Origin of the sequence: Nostoc sp. FACHB-133 (genome assembly GCF_014698055.1) — a bacterium.
In the GTDB taxonomy this organism is placed as follows: Bacteria; Cyanobacteriota; Cyanobacteriia; order Cyanobacteriales; family Nostocaceae; genus Nostoc.
The window spans coordinates 22,802-43,069 of the sequence record NZ_JACJSH010000011.1 but is presented as its reverse complement, the minus strand read 5'-3'; the positions used below and the strand labels follow the sequence as shown (position 1 = coordinate 43,069).

Annotated in this window: 20 protein-coding genes and 1 pseudogene; 10 read left to right on the top strand and 11 right to left on the bottom strand. The window is 39.7% G+C overall.

The annotated features are described in order from the left end of the window. Positions 1-102: 102 nt before the first annotated feature. Entirely contained in the window at positions 103-480 is a 378-nt protein-coding gene (locus tag H6G86_RS11500; protein ID WP_190934419.1) for a hypothetical protein, read from the bottom strand. An 823-nt stretch (positions 481-1,303) separates the two neighbouring features. Here H6G86_RS11500 and H6G86_RS11495 point away from each other — a divergent pair. From H6G86_RS11495 to H6G86_RS39975, 3 genes and pseudogenes are all read left to right on the top strand, one after another. Beyond that, a complete protein-coding gene (locus H6G86_RS11495; RefSeq protein ID WP_190934418.1) occupies positions 1,304-3,121 on the top strand; it encodes an ABC transporter ATP-binding protein in 1,818 nt (605 codons plus the stop codon). A gap of 54 nt (positions 3,122-3,175) precedes the next feature. Beyond that, on the top strand, positions 3,176-3,298 hold the full coding sequence (locus H6G86_RS39485; RefSeq protein WP_277883579.1) for a hypothetical protein: 123 nt from the start codon (positions 3,176-3,178) through the stop codon (positions 3,296-3,298). A gap of 48 nt (positions 3,299-3,346) precedes the next feature. Next, positions 3,347-3,475 (top strand): annotated as a pseudogene (locus H6G86_RS39975) (hypothetical protein); the annotation flags it as partial. A 239-nt stretch (positions 3,476-3,714) separates the two neighbouring features. Here H6G86_RS39975 and H6G86_RS11485 read toward each other — a convergent pair. Next, on the bottom strand, positions 3,715-4,077 hold the full coding sequence (locus H6G86_RS11485; protein ID WP_163933060.1) for a hypothetical protein: 363 nt from the start codon (positions 4,075-4,077) through the stop codon (positions 3,715-3,717). Between the two features lie 252 nt (positions 4,078-4,329). On the opposite strand from H6G86_RS11485, the gene H6G86_RS11480 reads away from it, so the two are divergent. Together H6G86_RS11480 and H6G86_RS11475 are read left to right on the top strand one after the other, a co-directional pair. Next, complete coding sequence (locus H6G86_RS11480; protein WP_190934417.1) at positions 4,330-5,385, top strand: DMT family transporter; 1,056 nt, start codon at positions 4,330-4,332, stop codon at positions 5,383-5,385. Between the two features lie 213 nt (positions 5,386-5,598). Then, positions 5,599-6,258 carry a DUF2996 domain-containing protein gene (locus tag H6G86_RS11475; RefSeq protein WP_190934416.1) on the top strand — a complete coding sequence of 220 codons (660 nt, stop codon included), beginning with the start codon at positions 5,599-5,601 and terminating at the stop codon, positions 6,256-6,258. Positions 6,259-6,318: 60 nt separating this feature from the next. Here the strand turns inward: H6G86_RS11475 and H6G86_RS11470 are convergent, their stop codons facing one another. Then, positions 6,319-6,813, bottom strand: coding sequence for a TM2 domain-containing protein (locus H6G86_RS11470; RefSeq protein ID WP_190934415.1), 495 nt, complete (start codon positions 6,811-6,813; stop codon positions 6,319-6,321). 366 nt (positions 6,814-7,179) lie between these two features. Here H6G86_RS11470 and acsF point away from each other — a divergent pair, with 366 nt between their 5' ends. Further along, on the top strand, positions 7,180-8,256 hold the full coding sequence (acsF, locus tag H6G86_RS11465; RefSeq protein ID WP_190934414.1) for a magnesium-protoporphyrin IX monomethyl ester (oxidative) cyclase: 1,077 nt from the start codon (positions 7,180-7,182) through the stop codon (positions 8,254-8,256). 477 nt (positions 8,257-8,733) lie between these two features. Next, complete coding sequence (locus H6G86_RS11460) at positions 8,734-9,777, top strand: RelA/SpoT domain-containing protein (RefSeq protein WP_190934413.1); 1,044 nt, start codon at positions 8,734-8,736, stop codon at positions 9,775-9,777. A 473-nt stretch (positions 9,778-10,250) separates the two neighbouring features. Here H6G86_RS11460 and H6G86_RS11455 read toward each other — a convergent pair whose 3' ends face one another. Further along, positions 10,251-11,123 carry an MBL fold metallo-hydrolase gene (locus tag H6G86_RS11455; RefSeq protein WP_190934412.1) on the bottom strand — a complete coding sequence of 291 codons (873 nt, stop codon included), beginning with the start codon at positions 11,121-11,123 and terminating at the stop codon, positions 10,251-10,253. 230 nt (positions 11,124-11,353) lie between these two features. On the opposite strand from H6G86_RS11455, the gene H6G86_RS11450 reads away from it, so the two are divergent. Both H6G86_RS11450 and H6G86_RS11445 read left to right on the top strand, forming a co-directional pair. Further along, complete coding sequence (locus H6G86_RS11450) at positions 11,354-11,620, top strand: Precorrin-3B methylase (RefSeq protein ID WP_190934533.1); 267 nt, start codon at positions 11,354-11,356, stop codon at positions 11,618-11,620. Between the two features lie 145 nt (positions 11,621-11,765). Next, positions 11,766-12,590 (top strand): alpha/beta hydrolase, encoded by an 825-nt coding sequence (locus H6G86_RS11445; protein ID WP_190934411.1) that lies wholly within the window; start codon positions 11,766-11,768, stop codon positions 12,588-12,590. A gap of 631 nt (positions 12,591-13,221) precedes the next feature. Here H6G86_RS11445 and H6G86_RS11440 read toward each other — a convergent pair. The 3 genes from H6G86_RS11440 to rbp form a co-directional block, all read right to left on the bottom strand. After that, positions 13,222-14,202 carry an aldo/keto reductase gene (locus tag H6G86_RS11440; protein WP_190934410.1) on the bottom strand — a complete coding sequence of 327 codons (981 nt, stop codon included), beginning with the start codon at positions 14,200-14,202 and terminating at the stop codon, positions 13,222-13,224. Positions 14,203-14,421: 219 nt separating this feature from the next. Further along, complete coding sequence (locus H6G86_RS11435) at positions 14,422-14,925, bottom strand: hypothetical protein (protein ID WP_114083333.1); 504 nt, start codon at positions 14,923-14,925, stop codon at positions 14,422-14,424. Positions 14,926-15,055: 130 nt separating this feature from the next. Beyond that, a complete protein-coding gene (gene rbp / locus H6G86_RS11430; protein ID WP_190934409.1) occupies positions 15,056-15,358 on the bottom strand; it encodes an RNA-binding regulator in 303 nt (100 codons plus the stop codon). A gap of 398 nt (positions 15,359-15,756) precedes the next feature. Here rbp and ilvA point away from each other — a divergent pair, with 398 nt between their 5' ends. Then, complete coding sequence (gene ilvA / locus H6G86_RS11425) at positions 15,757-17,268, top strand: threonine ammonia-lyase, biosynthetic (protein ID WP_190934408.1); 1,512 nt, start codon at positions 15,757-15,759, stop codon at positions 17,266-17,268. 139 nt (positions 17,269-17,407) lie between these two features. On the opposite strand, the gene H6G86_RS11420 is transcribed toward ilvA, so the two are convergent. From H6G86_RS11420 to H6G86_RS11405, 4 genes are all read right to left on the bottom strand, one after another. Further along, a complete protein-coding gene (locus tag H6G86_RS11420; protein ID WP_190934407.1) occupies positions 17,408-18,433 on the bottom strand; it encodes a hypothetical protein in 1,026 nt (341 codons plus the stop codon). A gap of 10 nt (positions 18,434-18,443) precedes the next feature. Then, complete coding sequence (locus H6G86_RS11415) at positions 18,444-18,689, bottom strand: hypothetical protein (RefSeq protein ID WP_114083336.1); 246 nt, start codon at positions 18,687-18,689, stop codon at positions 18,444-18,446. A gap of 209 nt (positions 18,690-18,898) precedes the next feature. Then, positions 18,899-19,078, bottom strand: a complete 180-nt coding sequence (locus H6G86_RS11410; protein ID WP_190934406.1) for a hypothetical protein — start codon at positions 19,076-19,078, stop codon at positions 18,899-18,901. Between the two features lie 532 nt (positions 19,079-19,610). After that, positions 19,611-20,108, bottom strand: coding sequence for an Hsp20/alpha crystallin family protein (locus tag H6G86_RS11405; RefSeq protein WP_179072362.1), 498 nt, complete (start codon positions 20,106-20,108; stop codon positions 19,611-19,613). Between the last annotated feature and the right edge of the window lie 160 nt (positions 20,109-20,268).

The window sequence follows — 20,268 nt, the reverse complement described above, 5'->3', positions numbered from 1 at the left end:
AAAGACAGGGTTACTCTAACTTTTAAAGCCAGATATTGTGGCTCTAAACTTAAAAAACTTGGTTTCTAAAATTACGGAATTGCTGTTCTATTTCCAGGTTATTTAGTATCCAAAACCGACCTCATCGGTGTCGTCTAGCACACCTGATATTGTTCCACCTTCAGCAACTCGACATCCACATCCCCGACATCCACATCCCCGACATCCGCATCCTCGACATCCGCATCCCCTACATCCGCATCCCCTACATCCGACACATCCCTTACATCCGACACATCCGACACATCCGACACATCCGACACATCCACCGCAATTAGCAAACCATCTTTGACTAGTCTCAGATTCAAACATTCCTGGCATTGCTAACTTTTCTAAAGCTGCAATTTCCTCATCGGACAACAGCAGTTGTTCGAGTTTGTCTGCTTTGTCTTGTAAACGCATATCTATTGTTTGTTGGGTCAGTGTTTTTTCTGCAAGCATGGTTACTTACTCCTTTCAAATTAAATTCATTAGCCTGTTTTTAAATCTGCATTCGAGTCAGTCAAAAGCTGTAATGAGCTTCATGTATCAATCAGCTTTCACGGAAGAAATGATGTTGGAGCTAGCGAATGTAAAGTATGCTCAAAAAATGAGATGGCGGTTAATGTCTAATCATCATTCACATCCGCTTATAGTTAAACAAAAACACTCAGTCTTTTCTTCAGAATCTTAACTAATCCACAAAAGATCAAAATCACTTCTTGGCAAGTTAAGGAAAATATTAACTAGGACAATACAGTTTGATTAAAATTTTAATCATTTAAAGATCCTTCCAACCCTGAATAAAAAAGACTTATAATTTATGTACCTCCTTTTTTAGGAGTTCGCTACAGGGATGGATATCTCGACGTAATTGTATTGTCTCATGGAATTTATCTTCCCTAAAACCTCGTCTTTGAGAATGCTTTTGCTACTGTTAGCGTCACATTCTCTTTTTTTGATCATCTAACTCTTATAACATTATCTTTTTCTAGAGTTTTTTATTCATACCTAAGTTATATTGTTTTTAGTCTTGATAGTAATATTTTTATTTCTTAAGTAGGATTATCTTTATTTTGGATAGCGCCTAATATTACTTTCTGCATTGGTTACTGATGCAGAAAAGCTAGAGAGACTTTAAAATAAAAAGCATACTGACAGTAAAAACCCATTTTGTAATAGCGCTGATAGCGAATTTTAAGTTAGGGGAATATATAAGATAGGTTTTAAATACTGGCATAAAGCTTATTTACTTTACACTCGAATAAAAAATCAGGTTTAACTGATGAGCGATTTAAGAGTTTGGCTTGCAGGCTACACTAAAGCTTTATTTCGTTCTTTACCTTTATTATGGACAGCAGCACCCAGAGAAATAGTCTTGTTGATTGCTGTCACGGTATTACAAGGTTTTCTTCCTGCCATAAGTGTTTGGATAACCAAGCTAGTGGTAGATACTGTAGCAACAGCCTTAATATCTGGTAGAGAATTAGGTTATGCAACTCTTGCCCCTTTGGTAGCAGGATGGGTTGGAGCTTTGCTACTAGAATCACTGCTGTATCCTTGGGTATTGGCACTGCAAGGAAATCTCAATGACAAGTTAACGGCTCACATTAGCTTATTATTAATGCGGAAAGCTGATACTTTTTCAGATTTGAGCCGTTTTGAAGATTCTCTGTTCTATGATGAGCTACAACTGTTGCAACAACAAGTTGGCTATAAACCACTGAATTTACTGGAAAATTTGGTTGAATCAGGTCGATCTTTAGTGACCTTAATAGTGATAGTTGGGTTACTAGTTCCTCTAGCTTTTTGGATACCACTGGTGATAGTGATCGCAACTATACCTCAGATAGTGGTTTCTTCTCAGTATGGCAAAGCTATTTGGCTAAATTTATTTGAGAACAGTCCCCAAGCTCGAAGAATGGAATATTACACTTCGGTGATGCTTACTGATACCTATGCCAAAGAAATCAGGTTATTTAAGCTAGGTTCCTTTTTTATCGAGCGTTATCTGCAAGCATTTCAGTCTTTACATCAATCTATGCGCTATCTGAGGGACAAGCAAGCATTTTGGTCGTCTAGTCTAGCTATCCTCAGCACTTTGGGAAATGGTTTTTCTTTCTACTGGGTGGTACAGAAAGCTTTTAAAGGAGAATTCAGTCCAGGCAGTGTACTTTTATTTGTACAGTCATTGACTTACTTCCAGAATAACCTTGAAAGATTGGTGGCTAATTGGCTGGATCTGTTTGAAAATATTCTCTACATGCAACAGTTTTTCAATTTTCTTGACAGTCCAATCCCCATGCTACTGAGCGTACCTGGAGAAAAAGTACCTACTCCGATTCGTTCAGGTATTACTTTTGAAAAAGTTGATTTTTACTATCCAGATGGTAGATTAGCACTCCAAGATATTTCTTTTACCCTTTTCCCTGGACAAACAGTAGCCATAGTAGGAGAAAATGGTGCAGGGAAAACTACTTTAGTCAAGCTGTTAACCAGGCTATACGATCCAACGCAAGGATGTATTCTAGTCGATGGTATAGACCTCAGAAATTTAAATTTAGAGCAATGGCGGCAGCAAATTGCTGGAGTTTTTCAAGACTTTGGTCACTATGCGCTGACGCTGGGGGAAAATATTGCTTTAGGAAACCTAGCTGCTCTAGAGCATCCAGATATTCTCAAATACGCGATTGAAAAAGCCGATATTGTCAAACTAGTCGATCATTTTCCTACAAAGGAGGCTACACCACTGGGCAAGCAGTTTGGCGGTACAGAACTTTCTGGAGGCCAATGGCAAAAGTTAGCTCTAGCTCGTGCTTTTATCCGCCAAGAAGCCCAGGTTTTGCTATTGGATGAGCCTACTGCTGCACTCGACCCCCGCAGTGAGTGTGATCTTTACCTTCGCTTTATTGAGCTAGCTGAGGGCAAAACTACGATCTTGATTACCCATCGACTGGCTTCAGTGCGTATAGCTGACCGAATCTTAGTTCTCAAATCTGGTCATTTAATTGAGGATGGTACTCATCAAGAACTTTTACAGCGTGGAGGCGAATATACCGCACTATGGAATATGCAGGCAAAACAGTATGGCATTTCTCATTAACACTCGTAATTCTTCAGATATCTAAATTTAGGGTTGCCAGTGAGGAGACAGTATATGCAATTCTGTTTTTTGATTGCAAGAACGAATGATGCTGTTAAATATAATGCGATCGCTAGCCCAAAAATTCTGTTGATTAGCCCGATTTTTAGCATATTTTTAAGTACTATTGCTGATTGACAAAATCTCTATAAGCTTAACCTCTCACGATGGGCGCTACTACGCTATTTCGGCTACGGCAAAGGGATCACTTTTTATAGCTGGACGAGTGACCAATTCTCCCAGTACGGATCAAAAGCGGTTCTAACGACTGTCAGAGAAGCAACCTATGTCCTTTTCCAGGGGACGAAGAGTTGAAACACATCTGGTCTAGACCCCTTGTTCAAGAGTTCTAGATCGTAGATGCAAAGCAGTTTCTTGTCAGACATCGCAACCTAAATAAATGTCAGAACTTACGCAAAAATAGCCAAAACATTGATTTTCAGGTAGGACAATTAATGAATTGCGCCTACCGCGTGTAGTTTTGCGTAAGTCCTAGATGTAATCCAATTGCTGCTCTGGTCTTAGCAAATATTAATTAGAAAATGGATTTAGTATTACTTCACTTCGCTGGGTTCAAACTTTGTCACCTTACCTTTCTTAATCGCTACAATCACATCGTAGTGTGAACAGTAAGCGAATGTGACATTATTAGCTTTGTTGTAAAGGTTAACTACATGACCTGCACCACCTACCTGGATACCGATTGGCTCCAAGTCAGCAAAAAAGAAACGACGTAGTTGATCACCACTACCAATCTGACCCTTACTTTTAGTAAGCAAATCTAGTTTCTGTGTTACAGACAATTCTTCGGCTGCCGATGCCTGCACTAATGACGGATTGATCGCTTTTAATGGTACGTCCCAAACTGTGAAAAAACCAACCAAAGCAAAACTTGTAAGTAAGGGTGCGAGTTTCATTTGTGACTCTCTTTTCTGTTTTATCCTGAACATCCCAAGCATCTCAGGTGGGAGTGAGAACTTATTGAAACTAAGCCACTATTTTCATGAATTTATCCTTTGAGAAAATTTAGTTGATTCTCAGCACTTTCTCAGGCAATGATGGTAACTCAAAGTCACAGCATAATTTAAGTATTTTCTCAACAAAACCTCATTCTGAACTGCGTGACGGCAACTTATAATGAGCAATGCTTTTATTGCAGTCGTGTTATTGTGACTAGGCCCAAAAGACCACATCGCTTAATTCATAGAGTTTCAGGACAAACATATCTCTGGCTAGCAATGCTAATTTTTGCAGCATCTGGCGCAGTTACCCGAAGGCTAACAGAAATCGGTGCTGAACATTTTATTGGGGAGCGTAATCCGATTTCTTTATGTAATGTTTTATTTGTGGGAAACCTTTGCGCCTTGATACTTTTGCTCCTCATCTATGGGCGACAGTGGAACAAAGCCACTTTGAAGCAACTCTCAAGGACGGATTGGGTCAGTTTAACAGCAGTCGCTATTTTATCGGGAGCGTTAGCCCCTGGCTTAATTTTCCAGGCACTTTCAGTCACAGGGGTAAATAATGTCATCTTGGTAGGACGTTTGGAACCGCCTCTAACTCTGGCTTTGTCAGTCTGGTTATTGAGGGAACGGGTAAATATTTGGGAATTTATCGGAGCGATCGCAGCGTTTGTCGGTGTTATCCTAACTATCATCCTTCAACCTCCAACAGAAGCCATGATGAATATGGGAGGTTTCAATTTAGGCATAGGGGAACTTTTAGCAGCAGTAGGATCTATAGCTGGAAGCGCTTCTACAATTATTGGTAAGAAATATCTTTCACAGATCCCTTTGGGAATCTATAGCATCTTTCGGACTGCACTAGGAACCATAATTTTTTTCTTCATTGCTTTAGTCCTCTATGGCAAAGATCATTTTGCTGATGTCCTCTCACCGTTCTTATGGCAATGGATGTTTCTCTACGGTGGGTTAATTGTGGTGCTAGGCCAGTCTTTTTTGATTAAAGGCTTGAAAACTTCTACTGTATCTACGGCTTCCTTAATTGGCTCATTTGGCCCAATTGTGGGCATCTTAGCAGCCTATTTAATTTTGGGTGAAGCCCCTACCTTGCCTCAATATATTGGCGGTAGCGTGATTTTAGTAGGCATATTTCTGAGCCAAGTTGGTAATTGGCGTAAGACTTCTAGCATTGCATCTGGCAAAGTGAGTTCGATTCCGGCACAGCAACAGGTAGAAACTGATATGGGATTCAAGGGGATTTGAATGAGGCGGAAGGATTTTGGATTGAACAATCTAAAATCTAAAATTGAAGGGGTAGGGAATAGAAGGCAAGAAAGCTTATACCCTATGCCTTTGCGTTATTTTTAACTGTACAGTTATTACTGCCTTGCTGCACTAGTATGTCAAAATAAAAATACCCGATACATCAAGGTGAGCGATCGCTCCCAAAGCTAGATTAAAGGATTGACCTGAGCAATGGCAGACCAAACCAATCACAATCAAGCGGGAGAAGTAGCTCCCAGCACTGTTGACAAGCAAGCTCCCAGTGTAGCTGAAGAACACGCTCCGAGTACAGACTCACCTGAAGCCACAGACCTTCCTACTGCCAACGCGCCAGATCCAAACGCTGCTAAACCAACCGCGACACCCCCCAAGCGAGAAAAACCCGCAGCCGCTGCTAAAGCCGCAGTAGGCGAAAAACCCGCCGCAGCCGCAGAAGAAAAACCCGCAGCTAAAGCCGCCAAAAAAGAAAAAGCCCCATCTGTTGAAGACAAGCCATTTGTAGAGTTTATTGAGCAAGACTACTTGCCAGCTTTACAAAAAGCGATCGCTCAAAAAGGTGTGCAAGATTTACAGGTGTCTTTTGCCAAGCAGAAAGTGCCAATTACTGGTTTTGAATCTGCTGAAGAATGCTGGCAAATTACTGGCAGTTGGAAAGAAATCGGTTTGCGTCAGTTTAACCTTTATTTCCCCGAAGAAGATATTCAAGGGAAAAAGGGATTTTCCTGTAATGAAGGCAAAAAACCTAGCACTCTTGAGTCCTTCTTAATCGATGAGCGCAAAATTACTCTCGACTTGCTAGTATTTGGCTTAGTTCAGCGCTTGGACGGTCAAAAGTGGCTAGGTATAAATTAGTCATTGGTCATTAGTCATTAGTCATTGGTTTTTAACAAAGGACAAAGGACAAATGACAATTTAAAGTTCGTGGAAATGGTAGATAACGGCTCCAGTATTGGGGTCGTTATCTATTTTTACATAACCTGATTTGTACATCTCATTGAGAGTAGCTTCCACTTCTGCAAAGCTAGCTCCCGTGAACTTCACGCCTTGAGTGACAGTTAAAATACCACCTTTGCTTTCCGCCGCTTCAATCAGTTTAATCATCAGTTGGTTGCCTGTTGGAGGGTGGACTTGAGAGGCTACCACTGCTTGATTCAACGGCACTCCAAAGGGAGATACACCTGCTTTTAGTCTCAGCTTGTGTTCGTATTCGTCAACCATGCCAGGGATGAGAATCAAATCCACAGTCTGTCCTATATAAAACAAACCAAAAGTACACAGCCACAGCAAACCCGTGCCTATCTTGCCATTGTATAAGCGGTGCAGTCCCCCTAATCCGAAAAATCCAACTGCACACAAGATGTAAGAGACAAGAAGTCGGTCTTTATGCTGATTGTTTTCAAGATTCATCTTGTTTTCAACCCTTTGGATTTGCTCTTGTTGTCTAAAATGGGTTTTCTATGTTGTAGTAGCAACTACAGAAAATTACCGATATTATGGCGATTTAAAATACAAAAAATGCGTGCTACTCCACTTGATTAAAACCCTGCTAATCACCGAACTACGTTTATTTGACTACTAATTTGCGATTTTTGATTCCGTAAATATTGAATGATTGTTGCAACTCTTAATCTTTTACTTATAAATTTCTCACCCGCACCTTGGTAGACTAAACTTTATACAATTGGATTATTGTGGGCTGTTACGCCTTGCCAGAGCTTTAACCTTGGCTTTCTGGTCTAATTAAGATAATAAAGACGAAAGAGCAATCAAGACATGGTAGATTCCCTTAAAAAACCAGGCTTTGAAGAAATCCGGCCAGGGATTAAAGTCCCGGCAAAAGAAACCCTGTTAACACCTCGGTTTTATACTACCGATTTTGATGAAATGGCGCGGATGGATATCTCCGTCAATGAAGACGAGTTACAAGCCATTCTCGAAGAGTTCCGCACTGACTACAACCGCCATCACTTTGTTCGGGATGCCGAGTTTGACCAATCCTGGGATCATATTGACGGGGAAACTCGCAAATTGTTCGTTGAGTTTCTAGAACGTTCTTGTACAGCAGAGTTTTCCGGCTTTTTGCTGTATAAAGAACTTGGCCGTCGCTTGAAAGGAAAAAGCCCCGTCTTGGCAGAGTGTTTTAACCTGATGTCACGGGATGAAGCACGTCACGCTGGCTTTTTGAACAAAGCTTTGTCGGACTTTAATCTGTCCCTAGATTTAGGGTTTTTGACTAAGAGTCGCAGTTATACCTTCTTTAAACCGAAATTCATCTTTTACGCTACTTATCTTTCTGAAAAGATCGGTTATTGGCGCTATATCACCATTTATCGCCATTTAGAAGCACATCCCGAAGACCGGGTTTATCCAATCTTCCGGTTCTTTGAAAACTGGTGTCAAGATGAAAACCGCCACGGCGATTTCTTTGATGCCATCATGAAATCCCAGCCACAAATATTGAATGATTGGAAAGCACGGCTGTGGAGTCGGTTCTTCCTGTTGTCGGTATTTGCGACAATGTATCTCAATGACATCCAACGCAAGGACTTTTATGCCACCTTGGGATTGGATGCAAGAGAATACGACATTCATGTAATTCAGAAGACTAACGAAAACGCCGGTCGCGTGTTCCCGCTAATGCTGGATGTAGAGAATCCTGAGTTTTATCAGCGATTGGATACTTGTATCAGCAATAACGAGAAGCTGGGTGCGATCGCTAATTCCAACACTCCCAAATTCCTGCAATTCTTCCAAAAACTGCCACTTTACATCTCCAATGGCTGGCAGTTATTACGGCTGTACCTGATGAAACCGATTGATACTGTTTCTGCTCAAGGGGCAGTTCGTTAATTTATCACAGGTTTGCGAAAGCTTTAGTGGTTCTGCTGATTGCAGAGCCACTTTTTTTTAGAGGTTAGCCGATTAGTACTGCGATCGCTAATTTGCTAGCAGGCAAAAATCGGATTTGATGAAAAAATTAATTTAATAACTTTGTCTTTTTAGTATGCTGTTATTCCCAATCTGCCTTTGTCTACAAATATTCAAAGTTCTTTCAATATTGCGGTAGTTTCGCTTTTTGAATGACTTTCAGGCATGACGGAACAAAAATTATTTTTATAGTATAAACCTATCAAACTTAAAAATTATGTACAACTGTAGTTACTATGTATATGCATAAATACTAGTTATATCAAAGACTATAGTAATTCTAAACGTAATAGCTGATGAACTTAGATGAAAATAAAAAGTTACATTAAATTATTTACGACAAAGTTGTATTAAAGTATATTGGATGTCTACCTTGACTATAAAATATACAACAAAAATATGACTTGGGTTGAACCAAAATCTAGCAAGAAAGCAGTAAGCAGAGCAGGCGATAAATTAATAAATTCGGATTCATCTGAAGAAGAAAATCTAGAAGCATTAGATATTGTCAGCAACTGGAGGTCATCATATACGTTTACTTTACATATTATTGCAAGTTTATTAAGGTCTAAGGTCAAAAATGTTGAGAAAAATGCAATAATTACCCAAAGATTAAAGCGTATTCCATCAATACTAGGAAAACTCAAACGCCTTCCTAATATGAGATTACACACAATGCAGGATATTGGAGGATGTAGAGTAGTTTTATCAGATGTAAAAAAAGTACATACTTTAAGAGACTTACTATTAAATAGCAAAACAAAAAATGAATTGATAAAACAAAATGATTATATCGAAAATCCTAAACCTTCAGGATATAGAGGGATACATTTAATTTATAAATACAAAGGTAAAAAAGATAATATATATAATGGGTATACAATTGAAATACAAGTAAGAACAAAGATACAGCACTCATGGGCTACAGCAGTAGAAGTTGCAGGAACATTCTTAAAACAATCTTTAAAATCAGGAGAAGGTTCTGAAAAATGGTTACATTTTTTTGAGTTAGTAAGCTTACTTTTGGCATTTCTAGAAAATTGTTTACCAGAAAATATAACCAACGAAAGGTTAAAGAAAATTAAGGAAGAAGTAAATATATTAGTAGCAGAATTAGAAGTATTTAAAAAGCTCCAAGCATTTTCAGTTTCAACTCATCTAATAACGGATAATGGAAAGAGTGATGTTTGTGGTTATTTTCTGATTTTACTTAATATTGATAAACAAGATGTTCAGATATGGTCTTACAAAGAAAAGTACCGTTTTCAAGCAACCGAAGACTATAATAGTTTTGAGAAAAAATACAAAGACACAAAAGAGGTAGATATTGTATTAGTTAACGCCAAATCAATAAAGACATTAAAAAAAGCATATCCAAATTATTTTGCTGATTCTAAAGAGTTTTTAGACAAACTTAAGGAGGTTCTAGCAAAAGAAATATAGCAGCATTTATCAGGGGTAGTTTTATCTTACCAATTAACCACTTCCCACTCCTAAATTACTAAAGTTAATTCCATCTTGTTTGCTCTTAGTAGATTAGTAAGTATTGATACAACATTCATTACGAAACAGGAGTGATTGTAAAGTGACGTAGTACATTTAAATTGAAAGTGTTACCGCAATTGCTTTCTTTATCACTCCTATAAAAGTATTCCCAAATAAGTACTACGCTGTAACACTCAAGACCTGTTTACAAGTGCTATTGCATCAGTAATGAATAACAATAAATCAGAATAATTTTTGATAAAGTCTTAGTCTATAGCGTTTCCTAGTCTAGTGAAGTACAGTAACAATACTGAGTAAAGCAGCCTTGGATATCTTTTAAAGACACTTTATTAAAAGCTGAAACTCATAGGCGCATCTCAGCCGAACCTTGAAAACCCTATAATTCTGTTGAGATGCGTTGAGTTTTTGAGCTAATTGAAAGCTGTTGAACGCGAATTGTCTTCTTGCAATTGCAAATTATCTTGGTCAGCAAAAGTTTTAAACTCGATCGCATCATGGCTGCAAAAGAGGCGCACTTCACTACTGTGGTCGAGCAATAATGCACGCAACTTATCTTGATTAGAAAGTCTAGCCTTGCGGTCTACCTCCATAAACCATTGGTAGGCACGCAAACCAGGTGTGCAAACTCGTTTAGGAGAGCCAATTTCTTGTCGGTAAAAGTAAGCATCGCCTGCGTGTAAAAGCCAGCTTTCGGATGTCTCAATAGCGACACCTGCATGACCACGTGTGTGACCAACGAGCGGTATCAGGAGAATTTCGGGCGGTAATCCTTCGAGATTACGTACTGCCTCAAAGCCAAACCAAGGTTCACCACCAGCCGAATAATACTTCCAATTTTTTACTTCATCCCACTGACCAGGGCGGTAACGTCGAGATGAGACAAAGCCCTGCCGTTCCCGCGCTGCTTCAATCTCACTGAGCATTACATGCACAGTTGCTTCAGGAAAATCTTCCAACCCGCCTGCATGGTCAAAATCGAGGTGAGTAAGGACTATGTGACGGACATCGCGCGGGTTTAAACCAAGCTGCTCAATAGCCGCAACCGCCGTGTATTTTTGTTCAAACTTGATGCGATTTAAATTCATGAAGAAGTGGCTGAGTCTTGATAATGGCGCTTGAATATCGCGCTGACCGAAGCCTGTATCTATAAGAACAAGTCCCTGATTTGTCTCGATAAGCAGACAGTGACAGACCAGACAGGCTGTTAGCCCACGGCTAAAACCGTCGAAGAGTGCCCCACCAATTGGGCACATACAACCGCAATTAAGATGATGAATACGCATAAATGATCCTACCGAGCATTAATCTCTTTTAAAGATGAAAAAAGATGAATAATCACCATACTTAGGAGTGAACAAATTTATGTTTTCACAGAATTTGATTGCTGAGTTAGTTTTGCTGTCTGTGTCTAAAGTTTAATGAAATCGATTTGCGGGTTGGACTTGTTTAAGTTGTAATTGTGGGAATGAGTCTGACTCGCTACGATCGCATTAGAAATTTATCGCATCTGAGTATGGCAAAGCAGGACGCTTCACTCACAGGAGAAGCGCTAATTAAGGAAGTCTGCCGGCGGATTCGGGTAGCCCGCAGCTATTGGGATGCTCACAATAACGCTGCTTGTCGGGGTGAACGCGATCGCGCATTAGCCCTTTACAATACATTGAGTAAGGAACAAAAAGATCAGATTCCGCAAGTGTTGCGGGTATGGCTGCGCTATCGTAGTGAGAAGTATTTTGGCGCACACCGAACACCGCCTAAATCAGCACGAAAATCAAAATAGTCTTTACTGGGTTTTTAGATAGGGGCAATATGCGGGTACTCTGTTGGAGAACTCGTAAAGTATTGCCCGTACAGCGTGTGGTTTTGCGTAAGTTCTATAAATAAATCATTGATGGTTGGAACGAAGGGAAATAAAAATAAAAACAATGGAAAAACAGCAACTTATAAAATTGCTAATTGGTGATTTGACTTTGCAAAGACTGCTTAAATCTTTTATTTTTATTTATATATTTTTTGCTGGATATGTATATTTCAGGGCAGATAGTATGATTTTTCTGTCTCGTCCTTCTAGTTATCAGGATAATCCAGAAATTATTAAATTAAAAAGTGGAGAAAATACAAATATCTCAGCTAGATATTTATTAAACAATCAAGCTAATTACACTATTCTTTATGCTCATGGTAATTCTGAAGATTTAGGAGATATTAAACAGATCCTAGAAAAATTACACGCATGGGGTTTTAGTGTCTTTGCTTATGATTATCGTGGTTATGGTACGAGTCAAGGAAAAGCGACAGAAAGCCACGCATACGAAGATATTAATAGCGCTTACAATTATTTGACCGAAAATCTAAAAATACCACCTAAAAGAATTATAGTTTTGGGGCGTTCGGTTGGTGGCGGTTCTGCGGTAAACTTAGCAATGCGAAAACCGATAGCTGGTTTAATTCTTGAAAGTTCGTTTATTTCTGCTTTTCAAGTAATAGTACCTTTTAGGATTTTACCTTTTGACAAATTTCCCAATCTGGAGAATATCAAAAAAGTAAAATGTCCGATACTAGTGATTCATGGTGAAGCGGATGATATAATTCCTTTTGCTCATGGAGAAAAATTGTTTAATGCTGCAATATCGCCAAAGCTTTATTTGTGGATTAAAGAAGCAAATCATAATGATTTATTCTGGGTAGCTGAAAACAAATATCAGAAAGCTTTGCAACAATTTACTAATCTTGTAAAGGAAAATCAGTAAATTATCTCCTCATTCTATTCTCCTTTAACCCTCCTTAATCACTTCGTCATCATAAAATTTAAACCCCTTAGTAATTATTGTTTATTTACTTAAATAATCGATTACAACTTTAGTTTACATAAAAAAAGTCCGCTTTCGCGGACTGTGGACATTGGATAAGGTTAAGTTGTCACCAAGAGTGTCTACAAGATGTTAGACTCAATATTCATTCTTTCCTAGTACACTTTAAAATTCAAGTTCTTCAGAGCAAACTTTAGGACATAACTCATTGATTTAAGTCTTTAAAAAAAGTTATCTGAAAATATATTCTACGGGATTTTAATTATAGAGCCATACAGTTCAGATAAGACCAAAACACTTGTAGAGACGGCCATTTATCGCGTCTTAAAACCCACGGTTTTGTACAAGTGGTGCTTAACTGAAGCGCTGTATGTATCTAGTTTATATAAAAGCTATTCTTGATAATATACTTATTAAAAGTATACATTATAATCTAAAAATAGTAATTTGTATTACTAGTTAATCAGACATAATTAAGATATTTATGTCTGGATTTATATAAAAATCAAGTATTTTTATTTTCAGACTTAAACCAGGTTTTTACAAATTTAAATTAAGTAACGTTGAAATTTCACTTAGTTTGAAAGATATTTTGTACCATTTTCTTGCCTACATTCGCCGCCGCTTTATCTAACTCTGCAATCTCGCTGACGTTTAATTGCCAACCTAACGCACCAATATTCTCTCTTGCCTGTTCTACACTTTTTGCTCCAGGGATGGGAATGGTTTCTTTACAGATGCACCAATTAATTGCTACCTGTGACATGGTTTTGTTTCTGAATTGTGCCACCTCTCGCAAACATCCCAAAAGCGATCGCATTCCTGGTAATATCTGCCTAAACAGTAGACCTCGAATACCTTTAGGCAAAGGGCCTTGCTCAGAGTATTTTCCTGTCAGTAGTCCCAAACCTAGAGGGCTGTAGGCAATCAATTTAATTCCCAACTCATCACAAAGGTCTTTAAGCCCTAATTGGGTGACAGGATATGTAGATAACAAAGAGTATTGAACTTGCAGAGTAGTAATAGGAACACCTCGTTCAGCAAGCTTTTTCTGCACTTGCTTAAGCCGTTTAGGCCCATAATTGGACAGTCCTACCCCCTTAACCAGTCCTTGCTCATATAAATCGGCAAGACCATCTAACAGCCCTACCTCTTGCCAAGGGGCGTAATTTGCTGTTGACCAGTGCATCTGTACCAAATCTACGTTTTTTCCTAGGCGTTTGGCAGATGACTTGCAAGCCTTTACCATTGATTGACGTGTCCATCTCCACGGGTAAGCAGCCAGCTTAGTCGCAATACAAATATTTTCTTTGTTTGAACCTATATATTCTCGGTTGAATCGTCCCAGCAGTAACTCACTTCGACCATTCAATTTCCCAGTTCCGTAAGAATCACCCGTATCAAATAAAGTCACACCGTTGTTTACGCAAAGGTTAAACACCGCTTGCAACTGGTCATCCATACTTTCGTCATATCCCCAAAGCAGTTGGTTGCCCCAGGCCCAAGTCCCACAGCCCATGTTTGGGAGGGAGAGTTTTTGGAGAGTCTGCATGTTTGCTCTCTGTAGATTGCCTTATTAATTATCAGGCATTAACGCACGAGTAGCATGATTAGCTGATAAATGAGGAGAATCTTCTAGCAGTCGTGCAACCTTGTCTATTTTTTTTAAGTTGACAAATATTTTGGACATTCACCAAAGTAGATTCGCTACTTTTGTATTAGATAATATATATTTTTAGTTACTTTTAACTAGCAACTTAATCACTAAATATTAAGATATTGTCGAATTTGCAAGAAGCCTAGCTTTCTGAGTCCAAGCGTTATTAAAAAACCCAACCTCTGGCACTTCTAATTCAAATGAATGAGGTGGTGATTGTAGCAATAAGGACGAACCTTTATCATGAGCCTCCACTAAATTAACTATCCAGGGAAGAAAGTCTAAGATTTCTTTTGGTAGCACAGTTAATTCAAAGTCCCACATCAAATTAAGACCTCGGCAGACTTGTCCTTTTCTGAACGTCGCCACTCTCCCAGCACTCTTGTTTATAGCCAGTCGAAGAATGAACGGACGGAATGGGACAAATTCATCAGGTGCGGTATAAGCGTATACATTTACATAGTTCAGTCTTTCCCTACGATCCATCCAAGATGCGATCGGGGAATTACTACTATAAGATGTACCAGTTACGATTACCGGCATATTCATAGAAGCAGCGAAGTTAGAGTAGAACTTATGCCTTAGTTCGCTAACAATATGTTTAGCTTCTGGGTTCATGGCTGCTACACCTATTACAAAAACGATACCTACGGAAAGCCAGGCTAATAAAAATCAACAGAAGCACAAAAAAAGGCAGACGGCCTTGTCTGCCCTCAAGACTTTAGAGCTAAATTCTTAGCTTTAGACCTTAATAACGGCGAGAGGAACCACCATCACCACCCCTTCTACCGCCAGAAGAACCTCCATCAGTCTTGGGTTTAGCTTTATTCACTTTTAAGCTTCTACCCATCCAATCAGCATTATCAAGGGCTTCAATTGCTGCTGTTTCTTGTGCGTCTGATTCCATTTCTACAAAGCCGAAACCTCTCATGCGACCTGTTTCTCGGTCGATAGGTAATTGAACATTTTTTACCGTTCCGTATTCTGCAAAAACGTGGCGGAGGTCATCTTCTTTAACCTCATAAGATAGATTACCAACGTAAATTGACATACAATATCTCCAGAATCAGAGGGTGCAGAGATTTAGATGCGGAGAGGTCTGTAATACAAGTATCTATAAAAACAAACTACACAGCCGAATTTAATCTTCTATCGATACTTTATCATAAATTGAAAACTTATGTTCATAAGCAACATTATACTTATTTGTTGAGCTAAATATCTGGACGGTTGGCGAAACTCTTTTAAAATGAACCTACCAGCGATCGCACTAAATTTGAAGCCATTAAAAAAACTCAATTACTGATACTCATTTCTATTCCCAAAGGATTAGTAATATTGAAATTTTATTCACTCAAAATTACAAAAGATGGAATTAAATAAAACCAGTGCGATCGCTTGTAACGTAAAATTAGTTTTCATCCGGCATTTGCTAACACCTTGACACCCATGTATTGCGACTACCTTATCCAAATCCTGACTGCCCGTGTATATGATGTTGCCCAAGAAACACCACTGGAGTATGCACCAAATTTGTCTGCGCGGTTGAATAATCAACTCCTGTTGAAACGTGAGGATATGCAGTCAGTATTTTCCTTTAAACTGCGGGGTGCTTATAACAAAATGGTGCAACTAGCACCAGATATCTTGGCACAGGGTGTAATTGCAGCGTCTGCGGGCAACCATGCTCAAGGAGTCGCCCTTGCAGCCAATCGTTTGGGAACCAAAGCAATTATCGTCATGCCAATAACTACACCTCAAGTCAAGGTGGACGCAGTGAGAATGAGGGGCGGAGCAGTCGTGTTACATGGAAACACCTACGACGATGCTTATAGCTATGCCCGTGAATTAGAAGTGGAAAAAGGTTTGACCTTTATTCATCCCTTTGACGACCCTCATGTAATTGCTGGGCAGGGAACCATCGGGATGGAAATTTTACGACAATATCAGCAGCCCATCCATGCAATTTTTGTCGCAATTGGAGGTGGCGGATTGATTTCTGGGATTGGGGCTTATGTAAAACGATTGCGTCCTGAAATCAAGATTATTGGTGTTGAACCAGTAGATGCTGATGCGATGTCTCAATCGCTAAAAGCCGGACATCGGGTGCGTTTGTCTCAAGTGGGGTTATTTGCTGATGGCGTGGCGGTGCGAGAAGTAGGTGAAGAAACCTTCCGTTTATGTCAGCAGTATGTAGATGAAATCATTTTGGTGGATACTGATGATACTTGTGCTGCGATTAAAGACGTGTTTGAGGATACGCGATCAATTTTAGAGCCAGCCGGTGCATTAGCGATCGCAGCTGCCAAAGCCTACGCAGAACGAGAACAAATTGAGGGACAAACCTTAATTGCCGTAGCCTGTGGTGCAAACATGAATTTTGATCGTCTCCGGTTTGTGGCAGAACGGGCCCAGTTAGGCGAACGTCGGGAAGCAATCTTTGCAGTCACAATTCCTGAAGAACGGGGAAGTATTCGCCAGTTTTGTGAATGTATTGGCAACCGTAATCTTACGGAGTTTAATTATCGCATTGCTGATGAAAAAACAGCCCATATTTTTGTAGGTGTGCAAATTCAAAACCGTGCTGATGCTGCAAAGATGGTAGAAACCTTTGAAGCTCAAGGATTTGAAACTCTTGATTTAACAGACGACGAACTAACTAAATTACATCTGCGGCACATGGTGGGTGGGCACTCTCCCCTTGCTCATAATGAATTACTTTACCGTTTTGAGTTTCCCGAACGTCCCGGCGCATTGATGAAATTTGTAACTTCCATGAGTCCCGACTGGAATATTAGCCTTTTTCACTACCGCAACAACGGCGCAGACTACGGACGAATTGTCGTTGGTATCCAGGTTCCTCCCCACGAGATGGAAGAGTGGCAAGCTTTTCTCGATAACCTGGGCTATCGCTATTGGGATGAAAACAAGAATCCCGCATACAAGCTGTTTTTGGGATAGGCGAGGAATGGGGAATGGGGAATGGGGAGGAAAGATGATTACTTTGAGCTTTGAACTCGGAACTTCGACTTCTGAATACAAAGCATAAAGCGCCAAGCTTAGAACTTACTATTCCCAATTCCCAATCCCCAATGCCCATTTAACGAGCCTTCGATATCAAATTGGAGTCCCAAGTATAGAAGCCGATTTCGTTAGGAACCCTAGAGAATCTACCTGTCCGATAGCCTCTAGATAATTCATTCAAAACCTTATTTTTGATCTCTCTAATTTGCTGAGAATCTAGTTCTCCATAAATCCCGGCGATGACTTCAGCAACGCTGAAAACTTTACCTGGATTTTCTTCAAATAGAGAGGTGAGAGCATCAATTAAGAATTGACCCTCAAAGGCTTTGAGCATCGGTACTGTTTTTGACGGGGGTACAAAAGGCTTCTTATTTTTGTTTCTAGAAGCACCATTGCGTTTACTTGGGGCTACCAAATTTAAATCCAGAGTATAACAACCTGGCTCATCGGGAATAGTTACCCAGTAATTCCTTTCTCTACCTTGGGTGAGGGAAGATTGAACCCTACCTTTAACTACTTTGAATAAATTGGAATCTAACTCTCCATAAAGCGATCGCACGATAAAATCGATATGACAGACAGTGCCTATCTGCTCTTGCAATAGCTGTTTAATGGCTTCCATTCGGGAGATAGCGTGATTGTACTGGGGTAGCATCGGGATTTCTGCCACCCTCGTTGAACTATCGTTGTTCTCTGAGGCTATCTTTGCATCTGGCGATGTAGTTGGAAGTTTTCTTTCTTTTGTATCAACAGCAGCAGAAAAGGAATTATCGATCTCAACCTTATCCGAGTCTGTGGGTTCTGACTGTAGAGACTCCACCAAGTTGATTTCGTCCATGTCATCAAGAGGTGATAAAAACCGCAGAGAGCCTTCTGGGGATACATTTGAGGTTTCATCAGCCGCCGTCAGTCTTGATATCTGCTTGTTGGGATCAGAAAAAGACCAGTTAGACAACAACGCTTCTACATGATCGAGTTGCGATCGCGCCTGCACAAAAAGGCGTTCATACTCTTCCGTGAGGCGAGCATAATAGTCTCGTAATTCCAACAATGGAGAGAGAAAAGTGCCCGGAGGTGGTTCTAATTGTCCATTTTGAGTCATAAGGCTTCAATCAATTTAAATCGATGTCACTTTTGTAAGACATTGGTCTGGGTTTTGCTTTCTGAGATGTTGGCTGAGATTTCTTAGGTGCTTGGGGAGGGCGACATCTCTCGCAATATAAAGGTCGAGGCCCGAACGTCTCGCGTTTTGTCAGATCGTTACACTCTTTACAGACAAACTGGAAAACACGAGTATGAATCTGTCTTTTGTGCGCCCTGACAGTGTATTCTCTAACATCAATGAATTTACTTGCCATAATCAGGATTGTGAATTGCCTTCGGATCAACGTCCTATCAATATAGCTATTCAAGCAAATCAAACTGCATCAGTGTGTGTTTATGTAGAAGTTTTATTCAAATCAGTGAATTTGACATTAAACATAAAGTACAGATGAGCAACTTGAGAGTTAGCCATTGACTATCATCTCAGCATATAGTTGATGATGAGGAAAAACTACCACCATTTCTATGATGCTTGATTGTGAATACAATTCCCACTGCCTATTACTAGCTGCTGTTGCCTAACGTGATGCACTTTCGATACAAATAGGTAGTCTTTAACTAAAGCACAATCTGTCTCAATCATGCCAGTTTTGTAAGTTGAAAAGCACATATCGGAATAATCTTGCCAAGAAAAGGTAAGCATAAGCTAGTAGTTCGCTTTCGTGACGAAAGCGGGGTAAAGGGTAAGGGGGAAGGGGGAAAGGTTTTAAATCCCTTACCCTTTACCCAGACCTCACAAGCGCATTTTTGGGTTGGCAGACTACTAGTGTGGCTGGATAAGATTACACTTCGACAAGAGTTTCTTAAAGACCTTTTAGAGGTGCTTTAATAGACTGTGAATTAAATCTTACCAGAGTATCCTTCAGTCCCTGATTTTGATTCATCTGGATGCAGAAACGATTTTCATCGACTTCATCAGGGAAATTGAGCATAGGGGAGTACAAGATTATTCGCTTCTACTTTTATTAATGGAAAAATCAAGTTATTACCAGTGTGTATAATTGCCAATTATATAAAGTAGACCACTTTTAAGCCCTCTTCCCCATAGTAGATGGGTGACGAGTAGCAAAGCAATTTATGTATAAAGAAGAACCACCTCCCGTTTTTTAGAAGGCGGTTCTCACAGCTAATCAAAATATAAGAGAAAGTCCAAGACTCCCGAATGTTGAATTGAATTAACCAAGATTGACTTTGACGGCTTTGTGTTTTTCTGATTCCGCTTTCGGCAAAGTTAACTGGAGAATACCATTTTTGTACTCAGCTTGCACTTTGTCATTTTGAATTTGGGAAGGTAATGGGATTACCCTCTGAAATTTCCCATAACGAAATTCAGACCGAGTAATACCGTTTTCTTCACTCTTGGTTTCAGTTTTACGCTCACCGGTAATCGAAATTGATTCGGGAGTTGCTTCTACATTGATATCTTTTGCTTCTAGACCAGGTACTTCTAGTTTCAAGCGAATTGCATCATCAGTTTCTTCTAGTTCAGCAGCAGGACTAAATATAAATCCAGACCTCTCACCACCATTAGTAGTTGGCATCAATCTGTCAAATAAACGATTCATTTGCCTCTGCAAGGTGTCGATTTCTCGGAATGGTTCCCAAGATTCAGTATCCCGAAATGGTTCTAAACGTTCACTATCCCGGAATGGGTTCCAACGCATCAGTGCCATAACTATCACCTCTAAGATGAACTATTTAGTCTTAGGAGGCTCAATCTCAAGCTTCTTAGCTTACGAACAGCTGAGCTGATAAAATGGGTTGTTAAGCAATCTTAAATTGCATGAAGCCAAATCTCAAGCTTCCTAGTTATTAGACTAAATCAACCTTCAA